The organism is Nostoc sp. DedQUE08, from assembly GCF_034530895.1.
Lineage (GTDB): Bacteria > Cyanobacteriota > Cyanobacteriia > Cyanobacteriales > Nostocaceae > Nostoc.
Genome location: NZ_JAVRCD010000121.1, coordinates 1 through 7,709 on the forward strand (window position 1 = coordinate 1; position 7,709 = coordinate 7,709).

The window sequence follows — 7,709 nt, forward strand, 5'->3', positions numbered from 1 at the left end:
AGAAGGAATAAAGCTGTACTGAGTTTTTTTCAAAAATCAAATATGAGTTTTATAGCTTGCTTGTTAAGCTTATCCGTGGTTTGATTAAAATACGGCATATACATCGATTTATCGTAGTTGATGACTACTCAATTACTTGAATTAACTTGTCAGCCATAAAATAAATATAAAACTTTCCATGCCTATCCAAACTATTGGTATTTTAAGTCCGGGTGATATGGGACAGGCGATCGCAGCTGTTCTCAATCAACATGGATTGAAAACTATTGCAGCCCTAGACGATCGCAGTGAACGAACTCGGCAATTAGCAGCCGCAGCCAACATCCAAGATGTAGGTTCTCTCACACAATTGGTCATTGAATCTGATGTGGTGTTGTCAGTTCTAGTCCCGGCAGTGGCTACCCAAGCGGCGAAGCAAGTAGCTGAGGCGATCGCCGATGTTGGTAAACCCATTCTCTACGTTGATTGTAATGCGATCGCACCCCAAAAAGTCATAAATATCGGCCACCTCATTGAATCAGTTGGCGGAACATTTGTAGATGCATCAATTATTGGCCCACCACCGCGAGTTCCCAATCGCACCCGCATTTACACTTCTGGAAAACAAGCAAATCAACTCCAACAACTGCGCGATCGCGGCTTGGATGTACGGGTAATTGGTGATGAAATTGGTCAGGCTTCGGGGTTGAAAATGTCCTACGCAGCGCTGACAAAGGGACTTACAGCAATTGGCACAGAATTACTAATTGCAGCCCATCGTTTAGGTTTAGATAAGGAACTATGGGATGAAATATCTAATAGTCAACCAGAACTTGCTAGTATTTTGACGCGTTCCATTCCCACGATGACACCGAAAGCACATCGTTGGGTAGGAGAGATGGAAGAGATTGCAGAAACCTTTAAAGAGTTAGGTCTGACAGAGCAGATTTTTTACGGAGCAGCTGAGGTTTACCGTTTGGTGAAAGAAACCTCCTTGGGTAAAGAAACACCAGAAAATTCTAATCGCGATCGCCCGTTGGATGAAATCATTACAATCCTTTCCAATGAAGCAAGTGACACTTAATCGTAAAAACTGAGAATCTATGACTCAAGAGCAGTGGACTGCGGTCGATCGTTACTTTACCGATCTGCTTGTGCCGTCAGATCCCGTGCTGGATAAAGCCCTCCAAACCAGTGCCGCCGCCGGACTACCGCCGCACAACGTTTCGCCAAACCAAGGCAAACTGTTGTTACTGTTGGCGCAAATCCAAGGGGCGCGAAGCATCTTAGAGATTGGCACACTGGGCGGCTACAGTACGATCTGGCTGGCGCGGGCGTTACCCAGCAATGGCCGCCTAATCACACTGGAAGCTGACCCAAAGCACGCCGAAATTGCCCGCGCCAATATCGCTCACGCTGGTCTGTCTGACGTTGTTGACCTCCGCCTCGGACAAGCCCTCTCTACACTGCCACAGATTGCCGCCGAAGGTCACAGCCCATTTGACTTAATCTTCATCGACGCTGATAAGCCAAGTAATCCCGATTACTTCGCGTGGGCGCTCAAGCTTTCCCGTCGCGGCAGCCTGATTATCGCTGATAATGTTGTGCGTAACGGAGCGGTGATTGATTCCAGTAGCAACGATCCTAGCGTTCAGGGGGTGCGTTGCTTCAACGAACTGCTTGCTTCTGAGCCACGCGTCAACGCCACGGCAATCCAGACTGTGGGTAGCAAAGGATATGACGGCTTTGCGATCGCGATCGTCACGGCTGACCAATAGCCAATATACCTGCCTGGAAAATAGTGTTGGCGATGTTTGAGTCGATCTACACTAACGCCAACTCATAAAAATTTAGAAAAAACTTAAAGCTTGTAATAAATAAACCCAGCAGGGACTATATAACAAGTCCCCCTGCCAGGAAGGTATAGTATATTCTGGCCATGTTTGATTAGATTAGCGCTTATTTATATAGCAACAGTCAAGGTGGTTAGGACATCAACAGACGATAAAACTTAGACACAAAAAGGCTTTTCACCCAGTCCCCAGTCCCCAGTCCCCAGTCCCCAGTCCCTTGCTATAAAAAATAATTGCGTATCCCTAAATACAGTAACTAAATACTTCGTAAAACACAGTTAAGAAAAGTTACTAAATAGGTTAATTTCCAATTAAAATCCAACACACTTGGGTTAAGAGTTCTTCACTCTAGCTGAGTTGGTAAGACTTTAAATATTTAGTGAAATTAAATATGCGTTATCCAGAACCGAATGGCACGCTTGTTAACGGCAAACCCATTATATATAAGGCTTTTGGGTGTGGGGTGTGGCTGAGTGGGTGTAGTAAGTCAGAAATTTATTTGTATCCCCACTCATATTTACTTTTCTTGATTTTTCCCTACACCCAACACCCTACCCCCAACACCCAGCCCAGACGAGCTTTCAGCTTTTCTTAGCGCCATTCATCCAGAACCCTAGTAGAGACGTACTATTGCTACGTCTCTACATTTTTTCTACCAAATGTCTCTTGAGTAGAGTAAGTGGCAGAGGTAAGCTTTTTGAGAATGGGATGAGATCGGTTACTTTTATGTTCGTCGATTAACTAGGGTAGCGCTAGCTTGGTCAACAGGCATTAGCACAACTTCATTAATATTGACATGGGGCGATCGCGTCACACAGAAAAATATCACATCAGCCACATCATCTGCTGTTAGGGGTGTAACTCCCTGGTAGACTTTGTTGGCACGTTCAGTATTTCCGTGAAAGCGTACTTCGCTAAATTCCGTTTCTACCATACCAGGATCGACAGAAGTTACACGGACTTGCGTACCCAACAAGTCTTGTTTTAAACCTTCAGAAATTGCTCTGACAGCAGCTTTGGTAGCACAGTAGACATTGCCACCAGGATAGGTTTGATGTCCGGCGATGGAACCTAAATTTACCACATGACCGCGATCGCGACTTACCATTCCTGGAACGACATAGCGGGAGACATAAAGTAAACCCTTAACGTTAGTATCAATCATGTCTTCCCAGTCTTGAAAGCTGCCTTCGTGTAACTTGTCTAAACCACGACTCAAGCCAGCATTATTAATGAGAATGTCGATGTCAGACCAGGCAGGGGGTAGATTTGCAATAGCAGATTCAACAGCATGGCGATCGCGCACATCTAGCTGTAATAAATGAATTTCAGTACTAAAATCTTTACTCAGAGTATCTGCTAGCTGCTGCAAACGTTCTAACCTTCGTGCTGCTAAAATCAGTTTTGCACCCGCACCAGCAAAGATTTTTGCACAAGCAGTACCAATACCACTACTTGCACCAGTAATCAAAATGATTTGATTTTGTAGGGAAGTCATTAGGATAGTTAGGAGTGAAAAGTAAACAAAGATAGTTAGAAGTGAGGAGTTAACAGTTATGAATTATGAATTAGCACAAGTTTCATCGTTCATAATTTATCATCAATCGGTCTATAACTCCTAACTCCTAACTCCTAACTCCTAACTACTTCTTCACCACTTGCAAGCGCTGAGTTACCATTGTCATTCCATTACCTCGCAGGATGACAGCAGAAATCCATTGGCTACCTGGGGTAGATGGTGCTTGTCCTACTTTAAACAATCCGCCAGATGTCAGTAATTCCAAATCGACGGGTGTAGGATTAAGAAATTTATCTGGTTGGATAGATTCTTCTAAGGCCGTTCCTAGTAAAAAATCATCACCAAGTGGCTGTTGAACGATCGCATCAAAATTATACTTCTGACCGACTTGCACTTGCTGGGGTAATTTAATATCAATTTGGGGCGGATTACTACCAGAAGTAAGCAGGGTGCGTTCTGACAAAATGTCTTGGCGGACTATTTTTCCGCCTTCAATGCGCTGACGCGATTTAATCGTGGCATTGAGAGCTAACTTATTACCGTTACCAGAGGGTAAGCCAGTTATCTTCGTCTCTGTTTCAGCAATAATTCCATTGGCTTCAGGTTTTGAAGATAGCAGTTTCGTGCTGTATTGCAATTTCGGATATCGTTGCCAAAGTGAAGTCAAAGACTTTTCCAGGGTTTGGAGGTTTAATCCATCGCCATGAGTGAAATTGGGACTGTAAAATTGCAACACCCCTCTGATATCGCCTCGGCTGGCGGCGGTATCAACTTGTGTCAACAGGTTTGTCAAAGCAGCTGGTGCATTTTGGGCTGTTGTGGCTTGGGATAATTGCTGTGGTGTCGTCGCCTGAGTACGTTGCCAACCAGTTGTTAAACCAATAGTCAGCAGAAACGAAACTAGCCAAATATTTGCTGGGAATTTGAGTTGTCGTCTCACTAAGGCGGTAATAATGTTAGTCATGGGTAAGAGTTTACTGATTTGATTAGAGAAAGTAAGCAAATTGTTTTATCTTAGTTAAGCTAGACGCTAAACGGTAGAGGTTTGATGGCAAACGCACCGATACGATTATTAATAGCTGCCAGTGGGACTGGTGGACATTTGTTTCCAGCGATCGCCCTGGCACAAAAACTTCCAGATTATCAAATAGAATGGCTGGGAGTACCCGATCGCCTAGAAACTCAACTTGTCCCGAAACAGTATCCCTTGAATACTATTGCAGTTGAAGGGTTTCAGCAAGGGTTTGGAGTTTCCTCGATTCGCATTTTGGGTAAACTCGCCCTTTCGATTCTAGAAGTCAGACGAATTCTCAAACAGGGAAATTTTCAAGGGGTGTTTACCACTGGCGGTTACATTGCCGGGCCAGCCGTGATTGCGGCGCGTTCTCTCGGTTTACCCGTGGTTTTCCACGAATCTAACGCCTTACCAGGTAAAGTAACTCGCTTTTTTGGCCCTTGGTGTAGTGCGGTAGCTTTGGGATTTGAAGTCGCTGCTAAGTATTTACCTCGTGCCAAAAATGTCTATGTTGGTACTCCGGTTAGAGCGCAATTTCTTGATGGGGCAATTAATGCGCCACTAGATTTAGCTATTCCTGATGGTGTGCCTTTAATTGTTGTTTTTGGTGGTAGCCAGGGTGCAGTTGCAGTAAATAAATTGGTGCGCGAATCTGCAAAAGCTTGGTTTGATGCTGGTGTTTATGTAGTACATTTAACTGGCGATCGCGATCCCCAAGCAGATAGTCTCAAACATCCACAGTACATAGCCTTGCCTTTTTACAACAATATGGCAGCGTTATTGCAACGAGCAACTCTTGCCATTAGTCGTTCTGGCGCAGGTAGCTTAACAGAATTAGCAGTGTGTGGAACGCCTGCGATTTTGATTCCTTACCCCTTTGCCGCAGAAGACCATCAATCTTACAATGCAGACGTATTTACTTCATCGGGTGCAGCGTTAACGTTGAAGCAATCTGAGTTGACAACTGAAGTATTGCAAAGTAGTGTGTTGAATTTATTGCAGTCACCTCAAGAGTTAGCAAACATGGGGAAAAAAGCAAAGGCGATCGCAGTTCCTGATAGTGCCGAAAAATTGGCGCAGTTAGTGCGTGAGGTGATAGAAACATAACGTTGATTATTTAGCATTAAAGAATATGTTATTGAGCAAAAAACTTCGCTTTAGAGTAGGTTGTGCTGCCTTATTACTTGTCAGTTTAGCAAGTAGTTATCTATATACCCACTCAAAAACTAAACAGTCATTTACTCAACAAGAAAATTCTGCCCTACTTCAATCGCAGATTTCTCTGACTTCAAATAAAGATAGCGATCGACTTAACTCTAAGTCTCAAAATGCTTTTACATCTCGACAGAATTTGTTAACAGCATCTACACCCTATCCAGTTGTTGATGAGTTCAAAAAATATAAATTTAACATTAATGGCAGCCAGATTGCTACTTCAGGAAAACTACCAAATAGTAAGGTTAAATTTAATCAAAGAGATTTATTAACTGTTCTCGTTAATACTAGAAAATATTTTCAAGATTATGCTTCAGAAGATCCAGATATTATGCGTACAGGAGTGCTTGCAACTCAAGGAGTTACTGTAGCAGATGTCCTTAAGACTTTGGATTTCATGATTGCTGTTTTGAAGGAAGATATTGCTAATAATCGGGCTACTCGTTTACAAGACTCTCAATTTATTAATACCAACTTTCGAGTCATTAAATGGTCTGCTTACAACCCCAAAGCTAAACAGCAAAAACAATTACGAATTACCAAATATGCTGTATTTACTCACCCTGGTTCCCGCAAGAAAACCTCTACTTTTAATATACCAATTTATAGCTTAAAAGATAACTCGAATAACGATAAGTTCTACACTCGATACACAAAGCAAGATGTTTTATCTGGTATTTATGAACCAGGTGGTCGAGAATTTGGAAAAGTTAATACTCTTGCTTATCTAACCAGAAATGGCTTAGAAGAAGCAATTATGGAAGGAACAATCCTGATTAATTTTACAGATGGTTATAAGGCATTTTTTAATGTAGATAGAAACAATGGAATGGCTTATATCCGTGGATTAAAGGCAACAGCACAAAAGCGTTATTGGTATTTTAGAGAAGTTGATGCTATTAAAGGCTATGGATACAAAATAGATGCAAAAATTTCTATCAAACCCGGAGTTACTTTTGCTGGAGATGTTTTAAATATCGGTTTAGGTAAAGTGATTGTAATTGAGCATACTCAAGGTGGTCGCAAACATCTGCAAATGGGAGTCATCGCCGATACAGGCGGAGCATTTTTACCCAATCTTTATCAGCTCGATTTTTTGGCAGGTATTTTTAAGAATAAAACAGAATTTGGGCAGAATATCAGCCAAATACCGGACTATGCTACGGCATATTTTTTAGTAAAGAAGTAATGCATTGACCAAAGAGGGGGGAAAGGGAAAAGGTTAAAGAGAAAGGAAAAAGATGTATTTCGAGATACGTAGTACGAGAAATACAGCGTCCTCGCCTCATATCAAGCCCCTAACTTTAGTTATGGGGTTCCCTTTGCCCTTTCCCAATAAAGATGCATCCCTTGCCCGAAGGGCTTGACCCGATGTCAAAAATCTATGCACGGGTTAACAATTCTAAGTTGTGACCATCGGAGTCATAGAAATAGAAGCCACGACCTTCCTTTCTGTGGTTAATTTGTCCTTTCTTGTGATGCATGGGGTCGCTGCTGTATTCAATACCTGCTTCTTTGATGCGTGCAAAAATTGCATCAAATTCTTCATCACTAACGTGGAACGCATAATGATGTGACTCGAACGCTTCAGCGTCGGCGAAGTCAAGCGTTAATGCATCATTTATATGTACAGCAGCAAAGTGACCAACGGGATGCTCGACCTCTAAACCGAAAATTTTTGCAAAGAACCTCGCCGCTGCTTCTTTGTCATGTGCGGGCACTATGGTGTGATTTAGAGTAATTGTCATGTCACACCTTCCCTCCTAATTTTGGTACTAATCCATATCAACTCTCAATTTCAGAGTCGATAACAATAATGTTCCTTTCTATTTTATCTTTTGGGCGCTAACACCAGAGTAAATATATCTAAATCCTGGGTTCAACAGTATTGTGAACAACTGCAAACACTAAAGCTCAAGCTTAAATAAGCAAACCTGATAACTCGTATCAGTTTTACTGAAGTAATAAAACTTGATTAAATTTTGTAAAGCAGTGTAAAGTAGTTTCACAGGCAAAGACGAAACCGCCTGATTCATAAATAACCGCAATCATAAAACAATGACAACAACCATCCAACAGCGCCAAAGCGCCAATGTATGGGATCGATTCTGCGAATGGATCACCAGCA

At 42.3% G+C, this 7,709-nt stretch carries 7 protein-coding genes; 4 read left to right on the forward strand and 3 right to left on the reverse strand.

Features of this window, described 5'->3' with window-relative positions; all coding sequences use genetic code 11:
* The first annotated feature begins 178 nt into the window (after nucleotides 1-178).
* Together RMY64_RS36385 and RMY64_RS36390 are read left to right on the forward strand one after the other, a co-directional pair.
* Entirely contained in the window at nucleotides 179-1,063 is an 885-nt protein-coding gene (locus RMY64_RS36385; protein WP_322702651.1) for an NAD(P)-dependent oxidoreductase, read from the forward strand.
* Nucleotides 1,064-1,133: 70 nt separating this feature from the next.
* A complete protein-coding gene (locus RMY64_RS36390; RefSeq protein WP_322702652.1) occupies nucleotides 1,134-1,757 on the forward strand; it encodes an O-methyltransferase in 624 nt (207 codons plus the stop codon).
* A 799-nt stretch (nucleotides 1,758-2,556) separates the two neighbouring features.
* Here the strand turns inward: RMY64_RS36390 and RMY64_RS36395 are convergent.
* Nucleotides 2,557-3,330, reverse strand: a complete 774-nt coding sequence (locus RMY64_RS36395) for an SDR family oxidoreductase (protein ID WP_322671955.1) — start codon at nucleotides 3,328-3,330, stop codon at nucleotides 2,557-2,559.
* Nucleotides 3,331-3,475: 145 nt separating this feature from the next.
* Nucleotides 3,476-4,315, reverse strand: a complete 840-nt coding sequence (locus tag RMY64_RS36400) for a nuclear transport factor 2 family protein (RefSeq protein WP_322671956.1) — start codon at nucleotides 4,313-4,315, stop codon at nucleotides 3,476-3,478.
* A gap of 84 nt (nucleotides 4,316-4,399) precedes the next feature.
* On the opposite strand from RMY64_RS36400, the gene murG reads away from it, so the two are divergent.
* Together murG and RMY64_RS36410 are read left to right on the forward strand one after the other, a co-directional pair.
* On the forward strand, nucleotides 4,400-5,473 hold the full coding sequence (gene murG, locus RMY64_RS36405) for an undecaprenyldiphospho-muramoylpentapeptide beta-N-acetylglucosaminyltransferase (RefSeq protein WP_322671957.1): 1,074 nt from the start codon (nucleotides 4,400-4,402) through the stop codon (nucleotides 5,471-5,473).
* Nucleotides 5,474-5,498: 25 nt separating this feature from the next.
* Nucleotides 5,499-6,770 carry a hypothetical protein gene (locus tag RMY64_RS36410; RefSeq protein ID WP_322671958.1) on the forward strand — a complete coding sequence of 424 codons (1,272 nt, stop codon included), beginning with the start codon at nucleotides 5,499-5,501 and terminating at the stop codon, nucleotides 6,768-6,770.
* A gap of 193 nt (nucleotides 6,771-6,963) precedes the next feature.
* Here the strand turns inward: RMY64_RS36410 and RMY64_RS36415 are convergent, their stop codons facing one another.
* Complete coding sequence (locus tag RMY64_RS36415) at nucleotides 6,964-7,329, reverse strand: VOC family protein (RefSeq protein ID WP_322671959.1); 366 nt, start codon at nucleotides 7,327-7,329, stop codon at nucleotides 6,964-6,966.
* Nucleotides 7,330-7,709: the final 380 nt, after the last annotated feature.